The organism is Rhodovulum tesquicola, assembly GCF_024128855.1.
Lineage (GTDB): Bacteria > Pseudomonadota > Alphaproteobacteria > Rhodobacterales > Rhodobacteraceae > Rhodovulum > Rhodovulum tesquicola.
In genome coordinates this window covers 453,141-474,107 of the sequence record NZ_JAMYDV010000001.1, presented here as the reverse complement: position 1 = coordinate 474,107, position 20,967 = coordinate 453,141, and the positions used below count along the sequence as shown (strand labels likewise).

At 68.0% G+C, this 20,967-nt stretch carries 28 protein-coding genes; 16 read left to right on the top strand and 12 right to left on the bottom strand.

The features are described 5' to 3' along the window. Positions 1-32: 32 nt before the first annotated feature. A complete protein-coding gene (locus tag NHN26_RS02275; RefSeq protein ID WP_253087891.1) occupies positions 33-413 on the bottom strand; it encodes an HIT domain-containing protein in 381 nt (126 codons plus the stop codon). Between the two features lie 9 nt (positions 414-422). Then, positions 423-2,000 (bottom strand): DUF5928 domain-containing protein, encoded by a 1,578-nt coding sequence (locus tag NHN26_RS02270; protein ID WP_253087890.1) that lies wholly within the window; start codon positions 1,998-2,000, stop codon positions 423-425. A 131-nt stretch (positions 2,001-2,131) separates the two neighbouring features. Here NHN26_RS02270 and NHN26_RS02265 point away from each other — a divergent pair, with 131 nt between their 5' ends. Further along, positions 2,132-2,950, top strand: a complete 819-nt coding sequence (locus NHN26_RS02265) for a sulfotransferase family protein (protein WP_253087889.1) — start codon at positions 2,132-2,134, stop codon at positions 2,948-2,950. 26 nt (positions 2,951-2,976) lie between these two features. Here NHN26_RS02265 and NHN26_RS02260 read toward each other — a convergent pair whose 3' ends face one another. From NHN26_RS02260 to nth, 3 genes are all read right to left on the bottom strand, one after another. Continuing rightward, entirely contained in the window at positions 2,977-4,233 is a 1,257-nt protein-coding gene (locus tag NHN26_RS02260; protein ID WP_253087888.1) for a S8 family peptidase, read from the bottom strand. A gap of 138 nt (positions 4,234-4,371) precedes the next feature. Continuing rightward, a complete protein-coding gene (locus NHN26_RS02255) occupies positions 4,372-5,367 on the bottom strand; it encodes an adenosine kinase (protein WP_253087887.1) in 996 nt (331 codons plus the stop codon). Beyond that, the gene (gene nth / locus NHN26_RS02250; RefSeq protein ID WP_253087886.1) at positions 5,364-6,008 is read right to left on the bottom strand and encodes an endonuclease III; all 645 of its coding nucleotides are present in this window, start codon (positions 6,006-6,008) and stop codon (positions 5,364-5,366) included. Before nth ends, NHN26_RS02255 begins: the two co-directional genes overlap by 4 nt. Before the next feature lie 94 nt (positions 6,009-6,102). Here nth and NHN26_RS02245 point away from each other — a divergent pair, with 94 nt between their 5' ends. The 3 genes from NHN26_RS02245 to NHN26_RS02235 all read left to right on the top strand — a co-directional run bounded on the left by NHN26_RS02245 (position 6,103) and on the right by NHN26_RS02235 (position 8,611). Beyond that, positions 6,103-6,963, top strand: a complete 861-nt coding sequence (locus tag NHN26_RS02245) for a methylated-DNA--[protein]-cysteine S-methyltransferase (protein WP_253087885.1) — start codon at positions 6,103-6,105, stop codon at positions 6,961-6,963. A gap of 108 nt (positions 6,964-7,071) precedes the next feature. Further along, positions 7,072-7,734 carry a YiaD family glycine zipper/OmpA-like lipoprotein gene (locus tag NHN26_RS02240; protein WP_253087884.1) on the top strand — a complete coding sequence of 221 codons (663 nt, stop codon included), beginning with the start codon at positions 7,072-7,074 and terminating at the stop codon, positions 7,732-7,734. 106 nt (positions 7,735-7,840) lie between these two features. Next, positions 7,841-8,611: a FadR/GntR family transcriptional regulator gene (locus NHN26_RS02235; RefSeq protein WP_253087883.1), complete on the top strand. Its 771-nt coding sequence runs from the start codon at positions 7,841-7,843 to the stop codon at positions 8,609-8,611. A 72-nt stretch (positions 8,612-8,683) separates the two neighbouring features. Here the strand turns inward: NHN26_RS02235 and NHN26_RS02230 are convergent, their stop codons facing one another. The 5 genes from NHN26_RS02230 to NHN26_RS02210 form a co-directional block, all read right to left on the bottom strand. Then, a complete protein-coding gene (locus NHN26_RS02230) occupies positions 8,684-9,244 on the bottom strand; it encodes a F0F1 ATP synthase subunit B (protein ID WP_253087882.1) in 561 nt (186 codons plus the stop codon). A 5-nt stretch (positions 9,245-9,249) separates the two neighbouring features. Continuing rightward, the gene (locus tag NHN26_RS02225; RefSeq protein ID WP_253087881.1) at positions 9,250-9,768 is read right to left on the bottom strand and encodes a F0F1 ATP synthase subunit B'; all 519 of its coding nucleotides are present in this window, start codon (positions 9,766-9,768) and stop codon (positions 9,250-9,252) included. Between the two features lie 81 nt (positions 9,769-9,849). Then, positions 9,850-10,086 carry a F0F1 ATP synthase subunit C gene (locus NHN26_RS02220; RefSeq protein WP_074220027.1) on the bottom strand — a complete coding sequence of 79 codons (237 nt, stop codon included), beginning with the start codon at positions 10,084-10,086 and terminating at the stop codon, positions 9,850-9,852. 43 nt (positions 10,087-10,129) lie between these two features. Beyond that, positions 10,130-10,882 carry a F0F1 ATP synthase subunit A gene (locus NHN26_RS02215; RefSeq protein ID WP_354595916.1) on the bottom strand — a complete coding sequence of 251 codons (753 nt, stop codon included), beginning with the start codon at positions 10,880-10,882 and terminating at the stop codon, positions 10,130-10,132. 2 nt (positions 10,883-10,884) lie between these two features. Continuing rightward, entirely contained in the window at positions 10,885-11,226 is a 342-nt protein-coding gene (locus tag NHN26_RS02210; RefSeq protein WP_253087880.1) for an AtpZ/AtpI family protein, read from the bottom strand. Positions 11,227-11,422: 196 nt separating this feature from the next. Between NHN26_RS02210 and NHN26_RS02205 the strand changes: the two genes are divergently transcribed. Then, the gene (locus NHN26_RS02205) at positions 11,423-11,794 is read left to right on the top strand and encodes an ArsR/SmtB family transcription factor (RefSeq protein ID WP_132695630.1); all 372 of its coding nucleotides are present in this window, start codon (positions 11,423-11,425) and stop codon (positions 11,792-11,794) included. Between the two features lie 9 nt (positions 11,795-11,803). On the opposite strand, the gene NHN26_RS02200 is transcribed toward NHN26_RS02205, so the two are convergent. After that, positions 11,804-12,697, bottom strand: a complete 894-nt coding sequence (locus NHN26_RS02200) for a DMT family transporter (protein ID WP_253087879.1) — start codon at positions 12,695-12,697, stop codon at positions 11,804-11,806. Further along, positions 12,688-13,557, bottom strand: coding sequence for a LysR family transcriptional regulator (locus tag NHN26_RS02195; protein ID WP_253087961.1), 870 nt, complete (start codon positions 13,555-13,557; stop codon positions 12,688-12,690). The genes NHN26_RS02200 and NHN26_RS02195 overlap by 10 nt, the downstream gene beginning before the upstream one ends. 104 nt (positions 13,558-13,661) lie before the next feature. On the opposite strand from NHN26_RS02195, the gene NHN26_RS02190 reads away from it, so the two are divergent. From NHN26_RS02190 to NHN26_RS02140, 11 genes are all read left to right on the top strand, one after another. Then, positions 13,662-14,255 carry an FMN-dependent NADH-azoreductase gene (locus tag NHN26_RS02190; protein ID WP_253087878.1) on the top strand — a complete coding sequence of 198 codons (594 nt, stop codon included), beginning with the start codon at positions 13,662-13,664 and terminating at the stop codon, positions 14,253-14,255. Between the two features lie 247 nt (positions 14,256-14,502). Then, positions 14,503-16,005, top strand: a complete 1,503-nt coding sequence (gene ffh, locus NHN26_RS02185) for a signal recognition particle protein (RefSeq protein WP_253087877.1) — start codon at positions 14,503-14,505, stop codon at positions 16,003-16,005. 133 nt (positions 16,006-16,138) lie between these two features. Beyond that, positions 16,139-16,444: a chorismate mutase gene (locus tag NHN26_RS02180; RefSeq protein ID WP_243642059.1), complete on the top strand. Its 306-nt coding sequence runs from the start codon at positions 16,139-16,141 to the stop codon at positions 16,442-16,444. A 37-nt stretch (positions 16,445-16,481) separates the two neighbouring features. Next, a complete protein-coding gene (rpsP, locus tag NHN26_RS02175) occupies positions 16,482-16,835 on the top strand; it encodes a 30S ribosomal protein S16 (protein WP_253087876.1) in 354 nt (117 codons plus the stop codon). Between the two features lie 3 nt (positions 16,836-16,838). Further along, the gene (gene bluB, locus NHN26_RS02170; RefSeq protein ID WP_253087875.1) at positions 16,839-17,489 is read left to right on the top strand and encodes a 5,6-dimethylbenzimidazole synthase; all 651 of its coding nucleotides are present in this window, start codon (positions 16,839-16,841) and stop codon (positions 17,487-17,489) included. Further along, positions 17,490-17,999, top strand: a complete 510-nt coding sequence (gene rimM, locus NHN26_RS02165) for a ribosome maturation factor RimM (protein WP_253087874.1) — start codon at positions 17,490-17,492, stop codon at positions 17,997-17,999. Positions 18,000-18,028: 29 nt separating this feature from the next. Then, positions 18,029-18,376 carry a hypothetical protein gene (locus tag NHN26_RS02160; RefSeq protein ID WP_253087873.1) on the top strand — a complete coding sequence of 116 codons (348 nt, stop codon included), beginning with the start codon at positions 18,029-18,031 and terminating at the stop codon, positions 18,374-18,376. A 38-nt stretch (positions 18,377-18,414) separates the two neighbouring features. After that, positions 18,415-19,245 carry a tRNA (guanosine(37)-N1)-methyltransferase TrmD gene (trmD, locus tag NHN26_RS02155; protein ID WP_253087872.1) on the top strand — a complete coding sequence of 277 codons (831 nt, stop codon included), beginning with the start codon at positions 18,415-18,417 and terminating at the stop codon, positions 19,243-19,245. A gap of 52 nt (positions 19,246-19,297) precedes the next feature. Next, on the top strand, positions 19,298-19,675 hold the full coding sequence (gene rplS / locus NHN26_RS02150) for a 50S ribosomal protein L19 (protein ID WP_132695612.1): 378 nt from the start codon (positions 19,298-19,300) through the stop codon (positions 19,673-19,675). Positions 19,676-19,686: 11 nt separating this feature from the next. Next, positions 19,687-19,908, top strand: coding sequence for a 50S ribosomal protein L31 (gene rpmE, locus NHN26_RS02145; RefSeq protein WP_253087871.1), 222 nt, complete (start codon positions 19,687-19,689; stop codon positions 19,906-19,908). A gap of 195 nt (positions 19,909-20,103) precedes the next feature. Continuing rightward, positions 20,104-20,913 (top strand): division plane positioning ATPase MipZ, encoded by an 810-nt coding sequence (locus NHN26_RS02140; protein WP_253087870.1) that lies wholly within the window; start codon positions 20,104-20,106, stop codon positions 20,911-20,913. Positions 20,914-20,967: the final 54 nt, after the last annotated feature.

Below are 20,967 nucleotides of genomic sequence, written 5' to 3'. Positions count from 1 at the left end.
CCCGCCCGAAAATGCGGCAGGTGCCTTGCGCCTCAGGCCGGGGCCAGCATCCGGCCCAGATCGCGCCCGCCCAGGATATGCACATGCATGTGCGGCACCTCCTGGATCGCGTCGCGGCCGGAATTGGCGATCAGCCGGTAGCCCGCGCCGCCCTCGCCCGGCCGCAAGCCCTTCTGGCGGCAGATCTCGCCGACGACACGGGTGAAATCCGCGATCTCGGCCGCCGAGGCGTCCTGTGCGAAATGATCGTAGCATACATAGGGCCCCTTGGGGATCACCAGCACATGCACCGGCGCCTGCGGCGCGATATCGTTGAAGGCCAGCGTGTAGGTGGTTTCCATCACCGTGTCGTTCGGGATCTCGCCGCGCAGGATCTTCGCGAACACGTTCTGGTCGTCATAGACATAGGGCATGGGGCCTCCTCAATCGGCGAAAAGCTGGTCGGTCGCGGCGATCTTGCCTGCCGTTTCGTAGGGGATCGAGAGGAACTGCGCCAGAGGGGCCGCGTTTTCGGCCGCCCCGCGACGCTGGTCGATCCGCAGCAGGCCGGCGAACCCCGCCCCGTCCAGCCGGTCGCTTTCGAACCCGATGTCGCGCCGGATCGTCGGCAACAGCCTCGCCAGCGCCTCGTCCGGGGTGCGCTCGCCCGCCAGCCCGACGCGCCGCGCATGCCCGGCCAGGTCCGCATCGCTGAAATCGCAGCGGATCTCCAGCACGCCCACGCGGGCGCGGTCGGCATCGAAATCGCGCATCGCCTCGATGCCCGCGGGATCGAGGCAGATCGCCAGCCGGTCGGTCCCGAAATGGTCGAACAGCATCCGCACCAGCGCCCGGCGGTGGCGGTTGCGCTTCTCAAGGCTCGCCGCGATGCCGCCCAGATCGGGCAGGCCCGCCGCCTCTTCGTCGAACAGGTAGCCGACGCCCGGCACCCCCGTCACCTCGCGCATCCGCGCGACCAGCCGCCGGGCCACATGCCATTTCTTGCAGGTCACGATCAGCAATTCGCGCCCCGGCCCCAGGCTTGCCTCGGTCTCCCAGATGCGGGGCGCGAACCGCCGCCCGACCCGCCCCTGCCCGGTCAGGAATGCATGCAGCCGCCGCCCCTCGTCCGAGATCGGGAAATCCACGCCCCGCGCGGCATAAAGCGTTCCCAGCCGCGCCTTGAGGTCCTGCGCCTCGGGCGAGATCTTGCGCGCGAACAGGAAATCCTGCGCCAGCAGCAGGTCGTAATGATCGTTGTAGAAGGTCACCGGCATCCCGTAATCGGTGAACATCAGGAAGGTGGGCGTGCGCGCGCTGATCTCGGCCGCGGGCACCAGATGGCGCACCAGCGTCTGGAAAAAGCTCTCGTCGGGGATCCATGTGCCACGAAAGAACCGCACCACGTCGGGCCGGGCGCGGATGAAATCCAGCACCGCCTCGACCGTGCGGCGGCGCAGGCACCACCACTGGCTGCCGATCATCACCCGCAGATCGGCCGGGATCGCCCGCCTCAGCCCCAGCCGCCGCTGCACCGCCAGCGTGGCGTAGAACAGCCGCCTGTGACGGCGCTCGTTGAACGGGTGGCGATAGATCAGCCGTTCTTCCCTGATCCCGGTGCGGATCCAGTCCGACTCGAAGAAATCAAAGCACTCGATATGGTCGGCGTCGCGGGCATCGAGAAAGGCATGGGCATATTCGGCCGTCTTGATCGGCATGCAATCGCCCGACAGCATGTAGAAATGGCTCGCCCGCGGGAAGGCCGCCAGCGCCGCGCGCAGCGCCTCCAGCGTGGCCTCCACCAGCGACCACCCGCCCCAGCCGCATTTCACCCGCCGCCGCGCGAACACAACCCCCGGATCGCCCGCCAGCGCCGCGCGGATCGCCGCATGCTCGCCCGCAGGCGCGCGCCCGTCATGATGGATCGCGACGAAATCCCCCGCCGCACTCAGCCGCCGGGCCTGGGCGATGACCTCGTCGGGCGCCTTGTGGCACAGAAGGATATAGGCGATTCTCGCCATCTCTCGCGGCCCGCCTCCGGTTTTGCGCACGCCCCGACCATGCGCCGGTCTTCGTTGAAAATTTGTTATGATTTTCCCGCCTAGAACCGTCAGGGACGGCGCAGAATCGCGTCGGCACAGCGGAGGCGAGGATGGGCTTTCCCGGCACCTGGATGACGACCAGCGAAAGCATGGTCTACCGCGTCGTGCCGAAATGCGCCTGCTCGACCATCGGCCAGATCATGTATTTCTCCGACCACGGCCAGTTCTTCGACGGCGACATCCACGACGCCACCGAAGGGCTGCACAAATGGGCACAGGACGACAGCCAAGGGCCCATCGACCGCGTGGTGCGTGCCCGCAGCGCGCCCGCCTTTACCTGCGTGCGCAACCCCTATTCCCGCATCCTGTCGTCGTTTTTCGACAAGATCTGCGGCATCCAGCGCAACGGCAACCGCTATCGCGGCAAGCTGGTGCCCATGCTGGTGCAGAAATACGGGATAGATGTCGGCGGCCCAGATGGCAGCGCCGAGTTCGACCAGATCGCCAGCTTCCGCCGCTTCCTGCTGTTTGCCCGCGACACCATCCGCTGGCGCAAACCGATGGATCCGGACATCCACTGGTCGGCCATGTCGGGCCATATCTCGACCTTCATCCTGGGCGGCGGGCGCTATGACCGCATCTTCTTCACCGAACGTTTCGACCAGGGGATGCAGGCCGTGCTGGACGCCGCCGACACGCCGCACCGGATCGACCTTGCCGCCATCCCCCGCTTCAACGAATCCGCCTCCCACGGCCCGAAACGCGCCCACCCTGTCGAGGCGTATTTCGACGACCTCGCCATGCACCTGATGCACGAGATCTACCGCCGCGACTTCGCGCTGTTCCGCTACGATTTCGACGATCCCGCCAACCGCATGCCGCTGGGCGAGGTCGACCTTGACGAGGTGCATGCCAAGCTGGGCGACTGACCCCCAGCCGCCCGGCCCCGCCCGCCTCAGCCGATCGGCGACAGCGGCGCCTGCGCCAGCCCCTGCCCGCGATCGGCGACCTGCACGCCCGGCGCGATGCCCGCCACCGTGGCCGAGGACAGCAACCGCATGCTGACCGTCCCGGCATTGGCCGGCAGCGCCCCCGCGCGCGTCGCCTCCCACCACAAGGCGGCCAGCCCCGCGACATGCGGACAGGCCATCGAGGTGCCCGACAGCGCGACCAGCCCGCCGCCCGCCCTGGCCGACAGAACCCCCACGCCCGGCGCGGCGATATCGGGATTGGTGTTCGAGAAATCGGCGATCCGCAGCCCCGCCGCGCCCTGCTGGAGCGCGCCCACCGCGATGCAGCCCTCGGCCACCGCCGGGACCGAGGCGCCGACCTCGTAATTGGGATGGATCTCGCGGCGGCTCTCGTTGCCGCTGGCCGCGATAACCACCGTGCCGCCATCGAACACCGCCTGCTGCCGGATCATGTTCATCAGCGCGTTGAACATCGCCAGATTGGTGCGGAACCCTTCCAGCGCGATCCAGGTGGCCAGATCGGCGGGGAAATCCTCCTCTTCGATCAGCAACTTGACGAGACCGGGAAAATCGAATCCCAGCGACATCGAGATCACCTGAACCCGTTCCTCCGACGCCCGCTTGAGCGCGCTGAACATCATCTCGGAACTGCCCGAGCCTTCCGCGTTCAGCACCTTGCCGATGAAGGCCTCACTCACCCCGCGCGCCACGCCGATCCGCTGGCCGTTCACGTCCCGGCCAAAGATCGTGCCCGCGCAATGGGTGCCATGCCCGTTGCCGTCGCCATCGCCCTCGCCGGTATAGTCCTGCTGGACCAGCGTCATCCCCGCAAAGGCCGGGTGGGCCGCGTCGATGCCGGTATCCAGCACCGCTACCCTGACGCCTGCACCGGTAAAGGGCGAGGCATCGGCGCGCACCGCCCCGATGCCCCAGGTATCGGTCGCCGCGGCGTCGGCAGCCGTCGCCTTCGGCACGATCAGCGCCGTCGGGATCGAGCGCACCACACCCACCACATCGCCCTGACGCATCGCGTCCTTGGCCTCATTCGCGGTCAGGTCGGCACTGTCAAGCTCGGGTCCGGGCGGCAGCATGGTGCTGATGGCCGCCCCCAGCCGCGGCCCGGCCGCCTCGCCCAGCACACCGGCCATCCCCGGCGCCTCGCCGAAGGCTTCGCCCGTGATGCGCTTGCGCAGATCGGCATTGCGGTCGCGCAGGATCACGTAACGCGATAGGTCTCCCATGGATGTTCCCCCTATGGTTCAACGCTCACCGGCACGGGGCAGGAAACGGAACGCACTGGAAAACCACAGGAAGGCCCCTCACCGGCCCGGGCGCCAGTCTACGCCCGGACGCGGGATTTCCGAAGCGGAAAGAGCGGCTCAGACCAGGCCGTGCTGGCGGAACAGCGCGGACAGATCGGCCTCGGGGCGCGCGCCGATATGGCTGATGATCTCGCTCGCCGCGACACAGCCCATCCGCCCGCAGATTTCCAGGTCGTGACCATGGGTCAGCCCCCACAGGAAGGCCGCGGCGAACAGATCGCCCGCCCCGGTCGCATCCACCACCTGCGTCGGCACCGCGGGCACATGCCAATGCTGCCCCTCGGCCAGCACATGCGCGCCGTTCTCGCTGTCGGTGCAGGCGACGATGTCGATCTCGGCCGCGGCCCGGCTCAGCGCCTCGTGGAAATCCTCGGTCTCGTACATCGACAGGATCTCGGCCCGGTTCGCGAACAGCAGGTCCACATCCTCGCGGATCATCCGCCGGAACGCCTCGCGGTGGCGTTCCACGCAGAACGGGTCGGACAGCGTCAGCGACACCCGCCCCCGCGCCGCCCTGGCCGAGCCGATGGCACGGGCGAAGGCCTCGTGGCTTTCCGGCCCGTCGAAACGGTAGCCCTCAAGGTAGATCCATTCCGCCCCGGCCATCTGGCGTTCGTCGATATCGGCGGGCGTCAGATGTTCGGTGACGCCCAGATAGGTGTTCATCGACCGCTCGCCATCGGGCGTGACCAGCACGATGCAGCGCCCGGTCTCGCCCTCGGTGTCCTTCGGCGCGGGGCGGGTCGTGTAATGCGCCCCCTGCGCGCGCAAATCATGGGCAAAGATCCCGCCCAGCTGGTCGTCCTTGACCTTGCCGACATAGGCCGTCCGCCCGCCAAGCCGGGCAATCCCCGCGATCGTGTTCGCCGCCGACCCGCCCGAGATCTCCTGCGCCGGACCGACCCGGCCGTAAAGCTCGACCGCGCGCTCCATGTCGATCAGCTGCATGATGCCCTTCTCGATGCCATGCGCCTCCAGAAAGGCGTCCTCGGCATGGGCCAGGATGTCGACCAGCGCATTGCCGATGCCGACGACGTGATAGGGTTTGGTCATGGTGTCTTGTCCTCATGGGGGCAGAGATCGCGGATCAGGCAATTGCCGCAGACGGGCTTGCGCGCCTTGCAGACATAGCGGCCGTGCAGGATCAACCAGTGATGGGCGTGGCGCTGGAACTCGGCGGGAACATTGTCCTCGATGGCGCGCTCGACCGCCTCGACACTCTTTCCCGGCGCGATCCGGGTGCGGTTGCCGACGCGAAAGATATGCGTGTCCACCGCCTGCGCAGGCAGCCCCCACCACATGTTCAGGACCACATTCGCCGTCTTGCGCCCCACGCCGGGCAGCGCCTGCAACGCCGCACGCGAGGACGGCACCTCGCCGCCATACTCCTCGACCAGGATGCGCGACATCTTCATCACGTTCTTCGCCTTGTTGCGGTAAAGACCGATCGTGCGGATATGCCCGATCAGCCCCTCCTCGCCCAGGGCCAGCATCTTCTCGGGCGTGTCCACCACCGCGAACAGCCCCCGCGTCGCGCGGTTCACCCCCACATCGGTCGCCTGCGCCGACAGCGCCACCGCGACCAGCAGGGTATAGGCGTTCACATGCTCCAGCTCGCCCTTCGGCTCGGGCTCGGCGGCGTGAAACCGGGCAAAGATCTCGCGGATCGTTCTGTAATCAAGCGGCTGCGCCATGCCATCCCTATGCCCGCCCCCCGGGCCGGAGGCAACGGCGATTTCGCGCATCTTTCGGGTCGCGCCCCTGCGGCGCGGCGCCTATCCTGCGCCGATGCAGGACAGCACCGACAGCTATCATTACCAGGTCATCCGCCGCGCCATCGCACGGATCGACGCGGCGGGCGGCCAGCCCCTGCCGCTCGACCGACTCGCCGCCGAGATGGAGATGAGCCCCGCGCATTTCCAGCGCGTCTTCTCGCGCTGGGCCGGCGTCTCGCCCAAGCGTTACCAGCAATACCTGGCGCTCGACCATGCCCGCGCCCTGATGCGCGCGCATTTCACCACGCTGGCCACGGCGGACGCGCTGGGGCTGAGCGGCGCGGGACGGCTGCATGACCTGTTCCTGACATGGGAGGCGATGAGCCCCGGCACCTATGCCCGCGCCGGGGCCGGGCTGACGATCCGCCACGGGCTGTTCCCCACCCCCTTCGGCCAGGCGCTGGCGATGGCCACCGATCGCGGCCTGTGCGGGCTGGCCTTCACCGACGAGACCGGCCCCGCCGCCGCCCATGCCGACCTGACCGCCCGCTGGCCCGCGGCCAGTTTCACCGAGGATCCCGACCCCGTCGCACCGCTCGTCGCCGCCGCCTTCGGCCAGGGATCCACCCGGCTGCACCTGATCGGCGCCCCCTTCCAGATCAAGGTCTGGGAGGCGCTGCTGGCGATCCCCTCGGGCCATGTCACCACCTATGCCGAGATCGCCCGCGCCATCGGCAGCCCCCGCGCCGCCCGCGCCGTCGGAACCGCGGTCGGCCGCAACCCCGTCGCCTTCCTGATCCCCTGCCACCGCGTCCTGCGCGCGGGCGGCGGGCTTGGCGGCTATCACTGGGGCCTGCCGGTCAAGCGCGCGATGCTCGCCTGGGAATCCGCCCGCGCCGAGGCCGCGGAGCCCCCCGCCGCCACGACCCCGTGATCGCCAGCTTGCCGCCGGAGCGCGCACCCCCTCGCATGAGCGCGCAGGATTCACTATATTCTGTATTGACGTCCGGATCAGCCGGACCCGAAGCAAGAGGCACACCCGATGCAAGCGAAGACCCCCCTCATCCTGGCCGCGGCCGGCGCGCTGGCGCTGGCGGCCTGCACGCCCACCACCACCGATACCGGCGATCCCCGCCAGCGCACCAAGGAAGGCGCGCTGCTCGGCGCTGGCCTCGGCGCGGTCACCGGCATGATCGTCACCGATGGCGGCAAGCGCGACAAGCGCGATGCGCTGGTCGGTGCGGCGGTCGGGGCGGCGGCAGGCGCGGCGATCGGCAGCGGGCTCGACCGGCAGGCGGCCGAACTGCGCCGCGATTTCAGCAGCGACGAGATCCGCGTCGTCAACACCGGCTCGGAACTGGTGGTGACCATGCCCCAGGGCATCCTGTTCGCCACCGACAGTGCCGCGGTGCGCTCCGACCTTCAGGCCGACCTGCGCGTGCTGTCGCGCAGCCTGAACCAGTATCCCAACAGCACCGTCGACGTGATCGGGCACACCGACAATACCGGGTCGGCCAGCTACAACCAGGATCTGTCCTCCCGCCGGGCTGGCTCGGTCGCGGCGGTGCTCACCGGCGCGGGCGTCGATCCGCGGCGCATCCGTGCCTATGGCCGGGGCGAGGAACAGCCCGTCGCCTCGAACCTGACGCCCGAAGGCCGGGCGCAGAACCGCCGGGTCGAAATCGTCATCCGCCCGACCACCTGAACCCGGGCGCGTCCCCGCCGGTCCGACCGGCGGGGAGACCGCGCATTGGCCGTTGCCGCCGCCCCGAAGTGGTCATATCTTCTGACCGGTTTCAGGGAGTTCGGCCATGCCCTTCCAGAAGGTTCACCCCGAAAAGCTTTCCGGCGCCGTGGTCCGCCAGATCGAGCTTCTGATCCTGCGCGGCATCCTGCGCCCGGGCGAACGGCTGCCCTCGGAACGCGACCTGTCGGACAAGCTGGGCGTCTCGCGCCCCTCGCTGCGCGAGGCCATCGCCGAATTGCAGGATCGCGGCCTGCTGGTCAGCCGCCCCGGCGCGGGGCTCTTCGTCGCCGAAGTGTTGGGCGCGGCCTTCCCCGAGGCGCTGGTCCAGCTTTTCGCCCGCCATGACGCGGCGCTGTTCGACTACATCGCCTTTCGCCGCGACGTCGAGGCGATGGCCGCCGAACGCGCCGCCCGCCGCGGCTCGGACACCGATCTTGCCGTGATCGACGCGATCTTCCGCCGGATGGAGACCGCGCATGCCAAGCGCAACCCCGCCGACGAGGCCCGTCTGGATGCCGAATTTCACCTCGCGATCATCGAGGCGGGGCATAATCTGGTGATGCTGCATGTGATGCGCGCGATGTTCGACCTGTTGCGCGCGGGCGTCTTCTACAACCGCCAGATCATGTTCCGCCAGCGCACCACGCGGGCGATGCTGCTGGACCAGCACCGCGCGATCAACGACGCGCTTCAGGCCCGCGACGCCCCCGCCGCCCGCGCCGCGGTGGAACGGCATCTGAGCTATGTCGAGACCGCGCTGGCCGACCACCTGCAATCGGAACGCAACGAGGAAATCGCCCGCCAGCGCCTGGAGCAGGTCAGCGCCCGCGGCTGACCGTCCCGGCCCGCGCAACGCAAAAGGCCCGGCAGTTCCCCGCCGGGCCGTCTTGCTGTCCCGTTCCGCCGCTCAGTGCAGCTTGAGCTTGGCCTGAACATCGCCGATGGCCGCTTCGACCAGGCGGTCGTTGGACGCGTCGGTCATCTGCCGGGCCACCACCTCGCGCGCAGCCGCCACCGCCACTGTGATCGCCCGGTCGCGCACCTCGCGCACCGCGCTGGTCTTGGCCGACTCGATCTGCTCGTCGGCGGCCGCAAGGCGGCGCTCGATCGTGGATTTCAGGTCTTCCTTGGCCTTCGCGGCGGCCGCCTCGGCCTCGGTGCGGGCGCTCGCGACGATGCGCTCGGCCTGCTCCTGGACCTCCTTCTGCTTGCGCTCATAGGAGGCCAGGACCGACTGCGCCTCTTCGCGCAGTGCGCGCGCCTCGTCCAGCTCGCGCTGGATCCCTTCCGCGCGCTTGTCTAGCATCCCCGCCAGCTTGCCGGGCACCTTCAGGTAGACCAGCACGCCGACAAAGGCGAGAAAGGACAGCAGCACCACGAAATCGGTGTTGTAGAGCGAGAAGAACGGCCCCGACGCGGCGAAGGCCGGGCTGGCGACAAGGCTGGCCGCGATTGCGAGTTTCTTCATGCCCCTCACCCCTTCACCTTGGCGTCGACCGCCGCGGTCACCGCGGCCTCGTCGGCCTGGAAGCCCAGCGCCGCGACCAGCTCGCCAGCCGTCGCGCGGGCGACGATGGTCACGCTTTCCATCGCGTTCTCGCGGATCTCGGCGATCTGCTTCTCGGCCTCGGCCGCACGCGCCGATATCTCGGCATCCGCCCGGGCGGTGGCCGCGGCGAGGTCCGCCTTGATCTCGGCCTTCGTCGCGGCGACGATGCGCTGCGCCTCGGCACGGGCATCGGACAGCGCCTTCTCATAGGCCCGCTCGGCTTCCTGCGCCTTCAGCCTCAGCTCGTCCGCGGCGGTGATGTCGTTCGAGATCGTGCCCTGACGCTCGGCCAGAACGGCCGCGATGCGCGGCAGCGCGATGCGCGACAGCACGAAATAGATCACGACCAGAGTCACCACCAGCCAGAAGATCTGGTTGGGGAAGGTCGCGAAATCGAGTTGCGGCATGCCGACCGGTTCGGCCGCTTTCGTATCAGTTGCCATTGTCGTCCCCCTGGACCCCGGGATTACACCGGGAGGGCGCTGTCAAAGCCCCCACCCGGCCGTAAGGATCGGTTCGGGAGATCAGACGGCGAACATCAGCAGAAGCGCGACGAGGAACGAGAAGATCCCCAGCGCTTCGGCGAACGCGATACCGATGAACATGGTCGCGGTCTGCGAGGCGGCCGCCGACGGGTTGCGCAGCGCACCCGAGATGTAGTTGCCGACAACATGGCCCACACCGACAGCGGCGCCGCCCATGCCGGTGCATGCCAGGCCCGCACCGATATAGGCACCCATTTGAACGATATCGCCTTCCATGTCGATTTCTCCTTACGTTGGAATTGGCAGATTTCGGAATGCGTCAGTGATGCGGATGCAGCGCATCGCGCAGGTAGACGCAGGTGAGGATCGCGAAGACATAGGCCTGGATGAAGGACACCAGAACCTCCAGTGCATAGACCGCGGTGATGGCGGCCAGCGGGAACACGGCGCCCACGCCCAGCACGCCCGCAAAGCCCGCGAACACCTTGATGACCGCGTGCCCGGCCATCATGTTGCCGGCAAGACGGATGGAATGGCTGACCGGCCGGACGAAGTAGGAAATCACCTCGATCAGCGCCAGGATCGGCCGCAGCGCCAGCGGCGCGGCGCTGATCCAGAACAGGCTGAGAAAGCCGATGCCGTTCTTGACCACGCCCAGGATGGTCACGAAGAAGAACACCGCCAGCGCCATGGTCGCCGTCACCGCGATATGCGACGTCGTGGTGAACGCCATCGGGATCAGGCCCAGGAAGTTCGCGAAGACGATGAAGATGAACAGCGTCATGATGTAGGGGAAGTATTTCACCCCGTCCTTGCCCGAGACATCCTCGACCATCTTGTAGACGAAGCCATAGGCCAGCTCGGCGATCGACTGCACCCGGCTGGGCACCAGCGCGCGCCCGCGCGTGCCGATCACCAGCAACAGCACCACGCAGACCACCGCAAGCGCCATCCACAGCGTCACGTTGGTGGGCGTGTACCAGTGGATCGCATCGCCGCCGAACAGCGGCTTGACGATGAACTGGTCCATCGGGTGGATCTGCAGGCCGCCGGTCGCTTGGTCGCTTGCCACGTTCAATCCCTCTTGTCGTCCTTGGCGGCCTGTTCGGCCACCTGTTGCCTCTGGACCTCCTGCGCCGAGCGCATCATCACGCGCACCCCGGCGGCAAAGCCCAGCAATATGAACAGCACCAGGAAGATCGGCAGCGTCCCCAGCCACAGGTCCACCGCATACCCGATGCCGAAGCCGATCCCCAGACCGGCGACAAGCTCGATCACCATCCGCCAGGCCAGTTGCGCCTGGGAATAGTGTTCGTCCTGGTGGCGCTTGCCGGGCTCGGCGGCCTCGGCCTTCTTCAAGGCCTCGATCCGCGCTTCGAGCCGCTCAAGCCGCTCCTTTTCCGCCGGATCAATCACCCCGAGCGCCCCCTGGGACAGTCGCCGCGAACCTAGAGAGGGCACCGACATGAGTCAAGCGCCCATATTCCGCGCCAAGCCATTGTTTGCAAACGGTTTCATGGAACGCTGCGCCGCCGCATCCCCGGCTTTCGGGCGCGCTGCATATTCAACCTTCCGGTTGACGATCGGGCGGCGGGCGGCCCATGCTCCGGCCATGGATGACCGGCTCGACATCGTTTTCGCCGCCCTCGCCGACCCCACCCGGCGCGCGATCCTCGCCATGCTGCTCGAGGACGACATGGCCGTGACCGATGTCGCCACGCCCTTCGAGATGTCGCTGGCCGCGATCTCGAAACATCTGGTCATCCTGACCCGCGCGGGCCTCATCAGCCAGGAAAAGCGCGGCCGGGTGAAATGGTGCAAGCTCGAACCCGACGCGCTGCGCGATGCCTCGGTCTGGATGCAGGGCTTCGGCCAGTTCGACCCCGTGGATCTCGACGCGTTCGAGCGGTTCCTGCGGATTGAACTCGACGACGGGGCGGCGGCGCAGCACGCCTCCGACGACGCCTGCCGGGAGGGCCTGTAAAGACCCGCCCTACCCGTCCTCTTTCAGCAGCAGGACCAGCGCGACAACCGTCAGCCCGATCCCCCCCAGCACCAGCCCGCGGGGCGCGGCATTGCCCAGCGCGATCTCCCAGCCGATCACCCAGCTCGGCGTCAGGTAGGTATAGGCCATCACCTTGGCCGAGGGCAGCCGCATCGCCGCATATTGCAACAGCACGAAGGTCACCGCGCTGGTAAAGACCGCCAGGTACAGCACCACCCACCAGACCCGCGCGGGCAGCGCGGCCCAGTCGGTCGCGCGGATGGACGGCAGCCCGTAGATCAGCAGCAGCACCAGCGCCGCCATCATCATCCCGAAGGTGAAGACCAGCGCGGGCTCGCCCCGGTTGAACTTGCGCACCAGCGGCGTATAGGCGGCATGCGCCAGCGCGGCGACGAAGAACACCGCCTCGCCCCGGCCCAGGTCGAACGCGATCAGCGCCGCCGGGTCGCCGCGAAAGATCACCCAAAGCGCCCCCGCCGCCCCCACCGCCAGCGCCAGCGCCATCCGGCCCGTTGTCAGTTGGCGCAGGAACAGCCAGCCGAACCCCGCCGCCATGACCGGCGTCAGGGTAAAGATCGCCGCCGTCGCCACCGGCTCGGCGGTCTTCAGCGCCTCGAACATCAGCACGAAATAGGCCCCGAACAGCCCGCCCAGGATCACGAACCGCCAGGGCGCCCGGAACCGGTGCGCGCGCAGCCCCGGCCCCAGCGCCGCCGCCGCCCCGATCAGCCCGCCCGCCAGCGCAAAGCGCAGCGCGGTCAGCGCGGCGGGGTCGATATCGTTGGCGATCAGCTTGCCGAAACTGAACGAGCCCGCCACCAGCCCCGAAAAGGCCAGCATCGCCAGATGCCCGCGCAGCGCCTCGGCCCGGGTCAGGGCCATTCCCGCGCCGCCTCCTTCAGCCGCGCGGTCAGCGCCTGCACCTTGGACGTGCGGTGCAGATCGACATGGGTGACCAGCCAGATCGTCACCTCCCACTCGGGCCGCGGCGGGCGCATCTCGACCAGATCGGGCAGGTTGCGCGCCTGCCAGAGCGGCACGAACCCGATCCCCGCCCCCGCCTCGACCGCCTCGACCGCGCCGCGCATGTCGCCCACGCGAAAGGTGACCCGCTCGGCCGGGACATGCGCCCGCAGCCAGCGGTAGAACGGCGCGGGATGCCCCTCGTCGGTGGGTCCGACGAAGCGGTGGGCCGAGACATCCTCGCCCAGCCCCCCCTGCGCCGCCACATAGTCACGGCTGGCATAAAGCCCGCTTTTCTGCACATACAGCGTCTGCACGATATTGTCGGGCTCGCCCGGCCGCGCGCCGGCCCGCAGCGCCACATGCGCCTCGCCATATTCCAGCCGGTAAAGCCGCGGATCGGCCATCAGCCGCACCGACAGCTCGGGATGATCGGCCTGGAACCCCGCCAGCACCGGCACCACCAGCGGCGTCAGCGCATCCACCGTCGTCACCGCCAAATCGCCGGTCATCGCCGCGCCCTGCCCGCGCAGCCGTCCCGCAAGCTGGCCGAACTGCTCGGCGGTGACCTGGGCCACCTGCATCAGCTCCTCGCCCGCCTCGGTCGGCGTATAGCCGCGGGCATGGCGCTGGAACAGCTTGACCCCCAGCCGGGCCTCCAGCGCGTCGACATGGCGGATCACGGTCGCATGATGCACCCCCAGCGCCTCGGCCGCGCCGCTGACCGTGCCCAGCCGGGCAACGTGATAGGCGGTGCGGATTTCGTCCCAGTTGTCGATATCCATATGTGCGCCAACTCACAGACCTTGTTGATTTTGAGCAATTGTGTTCACCAGCGCAAGGACCATTTTCCCCTCACATCCTCATCCCATCGGAGTTTCCCATGTCCCGCACAATCCTGCGCATCGACAGTTCGGCCCGCCGCGACGGCTCGGTCTCGCGCGAGCTGACCGACCGCATCACCGCCCGCCTTGCCGGTGACGACACCCGCATCCTGACCCGCGACCTGGCCGAGGGGCTGCCGCTGCTGACCGAGGCCTGGATCGGTGCCAATTTCACCCCCGAAGCCGACCGGACCGAGGCGCAGCGCGCCGAACTCGCGCTGTCCGACAGCCTGATCGCGGAACTGAAGGCCGCCGATACCATCGTGATCGGCCTGCCGGTCTACAATTTCGGCCTGCCCGCCGCGCTGAAGGCCTGGATCGACCTCGTGGCCCGCGCGGGCGTCACCTTCCGCTATACCGAGGCCGGGCCCGAAGGGCTGCTGGGGGCCAAGCGGGTGATCGTTGCCGCGGCTTCGGGCGGCACCGCCTTCGGCTCGGATTTCGACTTCGCCACCCGGTATCTCACCCATGTGCTGGGCTTCCTCGGGCTGACCGACATCACCGTGCTGGGCGCCGACCGCCTCGCGCTGGATGCCGAGGCCGCCCTGGCCGCCGCCCATGCCGCGGTCGACCAACTGCCCCGCGCCGCCTGACGCGCCCCCGGCCTGCCCCCTCGCACGGGCAGGCCGGACTTGACTCCCGCCCCCATCCATGGCTTAAGCCGTCCCGATATCCGGAACGGTTCACGCCTTCCGGTCCCGGTCATGTACCGGGATCGCCCCCCGTCAGCGAGGTTTCGCCCACGGGGGCGTCACTCGTTTGGCGCTTCGTCGCGCTGACATTTCAGGCGTCCCCGCCCATATCGGGGGCAGGTGCAACGGTCGACGGAGGGCCCGGCCCATGTTCGAAAGTCTATCAGACCGCCTGTCCGGCGTGTTCGACCGCCTGACCAAGCAGGGCGCGCTGAGCGAGGACGACGTCAAGACCGCGCTGCGCGAGGTCCGCGTGGCGCTGCTGGAGGCCGACGTTTCGCTGCCCGTCGCGCGCAGCTTCGTCAAGTCGGTGCAGGAAAAAGCCACCGGCCAGGAGGTGACGCGCTCGGTCACGCCCGGCCAGCAGGTGGTCAAGATCGTCCATGACGAGCTGGTGCGCGTGCTGACCGGCGAGGGCGAACCGGGATATCTCAAGATCGACAACCCGCCCGCGCCGATCCTGATGGTCGGCCTTCAGGGCGGCGGCAAGACCACCACCACCGCCAAGCTGGCAAAACGGCTGAAGGAGGTGAACGGCAAGCGGGTGCTGATGGCCTCGCTCGACGTGAACCGCCCGGCGGCGATGGAACAGCTTGCCATCCTCGGCGCGCAGATCGGCGTCGATACCCTGCCCATCGTGCCGGGACAGAAACCCGTCGACATCGCGAAACGCGCCAAGCAGCAGGCCGCGATGGGCGGCTATGACGTCTACATGCTGGACACCGCCGGGCGGCTGTCGATCGACGAGACGCTGATGGCCGAGGTCGAGGCCGTGCGCGACGTCGCCACGCCCCGCGAGACGCTTCTGGTCGTGGACGGCCTGACCGGTCAGGACGCGGTGCATACGGCCGAGAATTTCGACGGCCGCATCGGCATCTCGGGCGTGATCCTGACCCGGATGGATGGCGACGGCCGGGGCGGTGCGGCGCTTTCCATGCGCGCGGTGACCGGCAAGCCGATCAAGTATGTGGGCTTGGGCGAAAAGCTCGACGCGCTGGAGGAATTCCACCCCGAACGCATCGCGGGCCGCATCCTCGGCATGGGCGATATCGTGTCGCTGGTGGAAAAGGCGCAAGCCACCATCGAGGCCGAACAGGCCGAGCGGATGATGAAGCGCTTCCAGAAGGGTCAGTTCAACATGAACGACCTGAAGATGCAGCTCGACCAGATGCTCAAGATGGGCGGGATGGAGGGCATCATGGGCATGATGCCCGGCATGGGCAAGATGAAGGGCCAGATGGCCGAGGCGGGTTTCGACGACGGGGTCCTGCGCCGCCAGATCGCGCTGATAAATTCCATGACCAAGGTCGAACGCGCCAATCCCCAGATCCTTCAGGCCAGCCGCAAGCGGCGCATCGCGGCGGGCGCGGGTCTCGAGGTGCCGGAGCTGAACAAGCTGCTCAAGATGCACCGCCAGATGTCCGACATGATGAAGAAGCTCGGCCAGAAAGGCGGCCGCGCCATGCTCAAACGCGCCATGTCCGGAATGCTGGGCAAGGGCGGACTGCCCGGCATGGGCGCGGACATGGACCCCAAGGCGCTCGAAGAGGCCGCGCGCCGGATGGGCGGCGGGCTGCCCGGTGGCATGGGCGGCCTGGGCGGCATGGACCTTCCGCCGGGTCTGTCGGGGCTGGGCGGCAAGAAGAAATGACGCGGCGCGCTCCGGCATATCCCCTGCGGCGGCCCGGCACCGGGCGGCCTGACATCGGGCAATTTGTCCGACGAAAGTCCGATGGAATTCCGATGGAATTCCGATTTGCCAATCGCGACGAAAGGAGCGCTGCGTGACCTCCGCGACCGACACCACCGCCCGCGCCGCAGACCTTCTGCGCGAGCACCGCGCCAGCATCGACCGGCTGGACGCGATCCTCGTCTACACGCTGGGCGAGCGGTTCAAGCACACCCAGGCCGTGGGCCGTCTCAAGGCGCAGCACGGGCTTCCGCCCTCGGACCCGGCGCGCGAGGAAAGCCAGATCGCCCGGCTTGAGCAACTGGCCCGCGAGGCCGATCTCGACCCGGAATTTGCCAAGAAATTCCTGAGCTTCGTCATTCAGGAAGTCATCCGACACCATATCGAACACCAGAAATAGGCACCCCTGCCGAACGCCAGATACAGGAGAAACTGACATGGCACTGAAACTTCGTCTCGCCCGCGGCGGCTCGAAAAAGCGTCCCTTCTACAGCATCGTCGTGGCCGACAGCCGCGCCCCCCGCGACGGCCGCTTCATCGAGAAGCTGGGCATCTACAACCCGCTTCTGGCCAAGGACAACGAACAGCGTGTCCGCATGGATCTGGACCGCGTGAAGCATTGGCTCGGCCAGGGCGCCCAGCCGACCGACCGCATCGCCCGCATGCTGGAAACCGCTGGTATCGTTGCGAAAACCGAGCGCAGCAACCCCAAGAAAGCCGTGCCCGGCGCCAAGGCCAAGGCCCGCGCCGAGGAAAAGGCCGCCAAGGCCGCAGAGGCCAGCGCCGAGTAAACGATGCCCGCCCAGGCTCCCCAGCCCGACCGGTTCGCGCCCGCCTTCCGCGACGAGCTTTTCCGGCTCATGCACTGGCGGCGCGACGTCCGGCACTTCCGCCCCGACCCGGTGGACGAGGCGCTTCTGGACCGCTGCCTTGACGCGTTCCGGCTGGCGCCCTCGGTGGGCCTGTCGGAGCCCTGGCGCATCCTGCGGCTGGACAGCGAGACCGCCCGCCAGGCCGCGCGCGCGAATTTCGAGGCCGCGAATGCCGCCGCCCTTGCGGGCTATGACGGCGAGAAAGCCGCGCTTTATCCGCGGCTTAAGCTGTCCGGCATGGACCGCGCCCCGGTGCAGTTGGCCGTCTTCTGCGACGAGGCCACGCCGCAGGGCGCGGGCCTGGGCGCGGCCACCATGCCCGAGATGCGGCGCTATTCGGTCGTGGCCGCGATCTCGATGTTCTGGCTGGCCGCCCGGGCCGAGGGGCTGGGCGTGGGCTGGGTCTCGGTGCTCGATCCCGACCGGCTTTGCCGCGATCTGGCAGTGCCGGACGACTGGTCGCTGGTGGCCTATCTCTGTATCGGCTGGCCCGAGGTGGAACGCGACCACCCCGAACTGGAAGAGGTCGGCTGGGAACGGCGCGCCGAGGCGCTGCATGTCGAGGGGCGCTAGATGGCCGAAACCCGTGTCTGTGTGGGCGTGATCGGCGGTTCCTTCGGGGTCCGGGGCGAGGTGCGGCTGAAAAGCTTCTGCGCCGAACCCGAATCCATCGCCGACTACGGCCCGCTTTTCACCGAGGATGGCAAACGGTCCTTTGCGGTGACGCTGACGCGCGCCGTCAAGGGCGGGTTTGCCGCCCGGCTGACCGGCATCGCCACCAAGGAACAGGCCGACGCGCTGAAAGGCGTGCGGCTTCACGCCGACCGCGCCGCCCTGCCCGCCCTGCCCGATGACGAGTTCTACCATGCCGACCTGATCGGGCTTGAGGTCCTGGATACCGGCGGCAAGGTTCTGGGCCGGGTGCGGGCGGTGCATGACCATGGCGCCGGGGATCTTCTGGAGATCCACGGGCCGGGGCTGACATCGACGGTCCTGCTGCCCTTTACCGCGGCCTGCGTGCCCACCGTCGATCTTGCGGCGGGGCGCCTCATTGCGGATCCGCCCGAAGGTCTGTTCCCCTGATCGCCGACCAACAAGGAACGAGGATCACCATGTCCCCTGCAAACATCTTCTACGCGATCATCCTGGCCGGGGCCTTCCTGGCCGGGCAATCGGAAAACCCGGTCTGGGTCATCCTTGTCATCGCCGCGCTGGCCACCGTCGCGCGCGCCCTCGACCCCGCAGCCGCCGCCACCCGCGCCGCGCAGGGCAAGAAGCTGGCCAGGGCGCTGCCCTTGATGGTCTTCAACCAGATCATCTGGGTCAACCTTGTCTTCCTGATCGGCCTCGGCATCTTCTGGGCGCTTGACGCCCCGGTTGTCGCGCTGCCGCTCTGGCTGCCGATCCTCGTCTCGGCGGTCGGGCTTGGCGGCGCGATCGCGGTATCGCGCAAGGGCTGAGGCTTTCGCCCGGCCGCGTTTCCGGCTAGAGACCGCCCATGACGGACACACCGAAATCCCATGGGCGGCTCTCGATCTCGGCGAGCCTTCAGCCCCGCGACCTGATGGACACGCGGCCCCGCCTGAAAGGCGCCTGGACCGCGCGCATCATCACCCTGTTCCCCGAGGCGTTTCCCGGCGTTCTGGGCCTGTCGCTGACCGGACGGGCGCTGGAAATGGGGCTCTGGGCGCTGGAAACCGTCGATCTGCGCCCCTTCGGCGAGGGCAGGCACCGCAATGTCGACGACAACCCGGCAGGTGGCGGCGCCGGAATGGTGCTGCGCCCCGATGTGATGGGCGCCGCGCTGGATCAGGCCGCGCTGGGCACGCCCACGGATCGCAACCGCTGGCCTTTGGTCTACCTCTCCCCCCGGGGCGCACCGTTCACGCAAGCGATGGCGCAACGCTTCGCGCAGGCCGAGGGCATCACCCTGATCTGCGGCCGGTTCGAGGGGCTGGACGAGCGGGTGATCGAGGAATATGGCGTCGAGGAAGTCAGCCTGGGGGATTTCGTCCTGACAGGTGGCGAGATCGCGGCACAGGCCTTGATTGACGGGACTGTCCGCCTTATACCCCGCGTACTCGGGAATCAGGCATCCACGGAGGAGGAATCCTTTTCCGAGGGCCTGCTTGAACATCCGCAGTATACACGGCCCGCCGTCTGGAAAGGCCGCGCGATACCCGACATTCTCCTGTCGGGCCATCACGCGAAGATCGCCGCCTGGCGGAAGGCCGAGGCCGAAAGGCTGACCAAGGAACGCCGCCCTGACCTCTGGCGGGCTTACTGCGCAAGCCGCGGTAGGGACCCGGACGGAGACCGAGAGCTCTGAGGGCTGCATCACCTTCGCGGAACGAACCGCGAGCAAAGATGGAGACGCTGCGATGAACCTGATCGCACAGCTCGAGGCGGAACAGATCGCCGCCCTCGATAAGAAGATTCCCGACTTCAAGCCGGGCGACACGATCCGCGTGGGCTACAAGGTGACCGAGGGCACCCGCTCGCGCGTTCAAAACTACGAAGGCGTGTGCATTGCCCGCAACAACGGCAAGGGCATCGCCGGGTCGTTCACCGTTCGCAAGATCTCGTTCGGCGAGGGTGTGGAACGGGTGTTCCCCCTCTACTCGACGAATATCGACTCGATCGAGGTGGTGCGCCGCGGCCGCGTGCGCCGCGCCAAGCTCTACTACCTCCGCGCGCGCCGTGGCAAATCGGCCCGGATCGCCGAGGACAGCACCTACAAGCCGAAGACCGAGGCGTGAGGAGAGCGACCATGCGCAAGGATATCCACCCCGATTACCACGTGATCGACGTCAAGATGACCGACGGCACCGTGATCCAGATGAAATCGACCTATGGCAAGGAGGGCGACATGCTTGCCCTCGATATCGACCCGTCGGTGCACCCCGCCTGGACTGGCGGCGGCCAGCGCCTGATGGACACCGGTGGCCGCGTGTCGAAGTTCAAGAAGAAATACGAGGGCCTGGGCTTCTGATCCCGCCCGGCTTCAACACTGCGGAGACGCCGCCCCCCGGGGCGGCGTTTTCATGTGGCGGAGGCTGCGGCAGGACCATGCGCCGTAATCGTGACACCTTGTCCTCCACTCCCGCTTTGACTACCGCTTGCCACAACATATGGTTGTCGGCGACTCTCTCGCCCATAGTCATGCAGATCGCAGGGGGAAGGTGACGTGGCGCATATCATCGTCGTCGGCAATGAAAAGGGCGGGGCGGGCAAGTCCACCATGTCGATGCATGTGGCGACCGCGCTGGCGCGGCTGGGCCACCGGGTCGGCGCGCTGGATCTGGACCTGCGCCAGCGCAGCTTTGGCCGCTACATGGAGAACCGGCGCGCCTATATGGACCGCTCGGGCCTCGATTTGCCGACGCCGGACTACCGCGAATTGCCCGAGATCGCGCCCGAGCAACTGGAGCAGGGCGAGAACCCGCATGACCGCCGCATCGCCGAGGCGGTTGCCGGAATGGAGCAGGACAAGGAGTTCATCCTGATCGACTGCCCCGGCTCGCATACACGGCTGAGCCAGATCGCCCACACGCTGGCCGACACGCTGATCACGCCGCTGAACGACAGTTTCATAGATTTCGACCTGCTGGCCCGGCATGACGGGGCAAGCGGCAAGATCCTCGGCCCGTCGATCTATTCCGAGATGGTCTGGAACGCCCGCCAGATGCGCGCGCAGGCCGGGCTGAAGCCGATCGACTGGGTGGTGCTGCGCAACCGGCTGGGCGCACAGCAGATGCACAACAAGCGCAAGATGGGCGACGCGCTGGTCAACCTGTCGCGCCGCATCGGCTTTCGCGTGGCGCCGGGTTTCTCGGAACGGGTGATCTTTCGCGAGCTGTTCCCCAGCGGCCTGACGCTTCTGGACCTGCGCGATACCGGCGTCACCGGCATGAACTTCTCGAACATCGCCGCAAGGCAGGAATTGCGCGACCTGATGGTCGAACTGCGCCTGCCCGGCGTCGAGGTGACGTTCTAGGGGTCTTGGGCCGCGGCCGGGATTTGCGTAGGGTGGGTGTCAACCCACCGGCGG